Annotated in this window: 1 protein-coding gene; it reads left to right on the top strand. The window is 42.9% G+C overall.

Annotated features, from left to right (window positions below; all coding sequences use genetic code 11):
• Nucleotides 1-71: 71 nt before the first annotated feature.
• Nucleotides 72-2,591, top strand: a complete 2,520-nt coding sequence (locus BCT81_RS19480; RefSeq protein WP_102425528.1) for an FG-GAP-like repeat-containing protein — start codon at nt 72-74, stop codon at nt 2,589-2,591.
• Nucleotides 2,592-2,787 lie beyond the last annotated feature (196 nt).

The following is a 2,787-nucleotide window of genomic DNA, read 5'->3' as shown; positions in this document are numbered from 1 at the left end:
CTCATGTACTCAATAGTAGATATGATCATAGCTAAAAATATCTCATATCGAACTTTAATGGATTAAGAAAAATGAAACTAAAGACATTAGCTTTAACGGCTATACTCGCTTTGAACTCTCAACCTGCCTTGAGTTATAGCACCGAGAGGTGGATGGAGGATCTTTTCAGTAACACAAGACGAGACACTCCGCTTAACAAAATTATTATTCCGGGGAGTCACGATAGCGGTGCTTACGATGCGCAAAACTATAGTAAAAAGGCAGCCGGAGTTAATTTCCCACTTTCGAAACTAAGAGACTGGTCTGAAACACAAGACTTGAGTGTAAGAAAGCAGTTGAATGCCGGTACTCGCTTTTTAGATTTGAGAATATATGAAGACCGAGGGGAGTATTACTTTGCTCACTCGCTTATTTACGGAAAAATCGACAACATTTTAAATGAGGTAAGCCAGTTCTTAGACGAAAACCGAGGCGAAATCGTCATCATAAAGTCTACATTTGTCCGTAATGTAACTAACACTGATAATTTTTATCAATCCTTGTGTACTAACAACGCCATCTCAAAGCATCTAATAACAAATGAGTTAAAACCAACATCTAAATACAAAGACCTCATTAAAGCCGGAAACTTAATTATCATACCTGATAAAGGTGTGTCTGGATGTGGGGATAGTTTTTGGCCGCGCCAACGTTTAAAAAGCTATTACAAAGAGGACATCTATCAAAACCCTAATAAAATAGGAAATTGGATTTCGTCGGAGTTAGCTAAGAGTCGAAGCACAAACAACAATCGACTATATACGGAGCAGCACATTGTTACTCCCACGGCGGAGGTAATTCTCAAAGGTGTGGCTGAAACCCTGGCCAGTAAAGCAGTATGTACCTTAAGTATTAATCTGTTTTGCAAAAACGTGACGGGTTTTTCGACAAACTTGAAAGAGTATGATGCTAAAACTGCGAAACATAACTCCATTGGTTGGCTTTACAATCATTACCACAAGGGAAGCCGTTCGAACATTGTTTTACGAGATTTCGTTTCTGCAGGTAAAAACAGGAAAATTATTGATTTTAATTTGCATAACCGAGATGTCATGGTTCGTGGTAGAGCTGAAAAGGACGATTCATTTGGTAAGGTATTCTCTAGTGGTGATTACAACGGAGATGGCGTGGCTGATCTGCTTGTTGGTTACCCGACTGAGGATATCAATGGTGATAATGACGCCGGCGCAGTGACGGTGGTTTACGGAGGTGATTCACTTCCTTCAAAAGGCTTGAGTATGTTGAGTTCCCGAGGCTTTCACCAAGACTCTAGCGGATTGTCCGGCATGTTTACTGAAGGCGGTGACCTGTTCGGTTCTGCGTTAGCGAGCGGCGATTTTAACAATGATGGTTTTGATGATGTTGCCATTGGGTCCCCAAATGAAGATATCGATGGGAAATCGAATGTTGGTATGGTCACTGTGCTGTATGGGGGCAACAAAGGACTCACTACTTCAGGCTATCAATTGCTAAAAGAAGCCAATATTAGTAAGGGTAAGCAAGAAAAAGAAGACAAGTTTGGCTTCGCATTAGCCAGCCACGACTTCGACGGGGATGGCTATGATGACCTAGCCATCGGTTCTCCATATGAAGACATCGGCTCAAAAGATAATGCCGGCGTAGTCTATGTGAGCTATGGCACCAGCAATGGGCTAAGCAAGAAGCGTATCAGTAGATTCCACCAAAATAGCTCCGGTTTAGAGCGCATGGCAGCAGAGAAAGATGACCGTTTTGGACATGAGTTAGCGGTAGGAGACTTTAACGGTGATGGGCTAGGCGATCTAGCGATTGGCGCGCCATATGAAGATTTAGGTGATGGTGATGATGAAGGGATGGTTGTCGTATTATTTGGCACCACTCAAGGTCTTCGTACAATGGAGTATCGTTTTTACCATGGTGACAGAAGTGGTTTCGCTGGTAGCGCTGAAAAGAACGACCATTTTGGCTACACGCTAGCAGCTGGCGATTTTAATAATGACGCCATTGATGAGCTCGTTATTGGTGTTCCATACGAGGATTTGGGCTCTGGGGGAAATAATAATGACGGAAATGCTTTCGTGCTCAGAGGCACAAGCAGTGGCCCTTCAAGAAATAGCATTCGTGAGATTCATCAAGACAAATCAGGTGTGCATGGCTCCGCTGAAAAAGATGATAAGTTTGGTTTCGCATTAACGACCGGAGACTTTGATGGTGATGGTTATCAAGACTTAGCTATTGGTTCACCAACGGAAGACTTGGCGGGCAAGGACAATGGAGGCAAAGTGGATGTGTTCTTTGGTTCTGGTAACGGTTTACGATTAAGCGGAAGCCGTGAATACAATCAAAACAAAAACAATATCACTGGTAGCGTCGAAAAGGACGACAAGTTTGGCTACAGCTTGATGGCTGGAGATTTTGATGGTGATGACAAGGATGATCTGGTTATAGGTGTTCCATTTGAAGACCTAGGCAGCGGCGGTAACAACAATGACGGTACCGTTCATGTGCTATACGGTGACTCTGATAGAGACTTAAACGGCAGAGAGCAAGAAGTGAGACAAGGGACGCGATAGTTACAAGGGATGCTATAGCTACGAAGGCCCTCCTTTCAATAGGAGGGCCTGCATAAATGTTAGAGGTCATTTATGGCTTATGGACAACCTCTCTATGCGATGTGTTTTAGCCCCTACAATTCAGCCCCTATAACCATATTTCTTTTATTTTATGTGGCCATGGAATGGCTACATAACCATACCTAATGTTTTATAT

This window comes from Vibrio sp. 10N.261.52.A1 (assembly GCF_002876325.1).
In the GTDB taxonomy this organism is placed as follows: domain Bacteria; phylum Pseudomonadota; class Gammaproteobacteria; order Enterobacterales; family Vibrionaceae; genus Vibrio; species Vibrio chagasii.
Note: the sequence above shows the minus strand (reverse complement) of the source record. Positions and strands in the feature narration are given on the sequence as shown.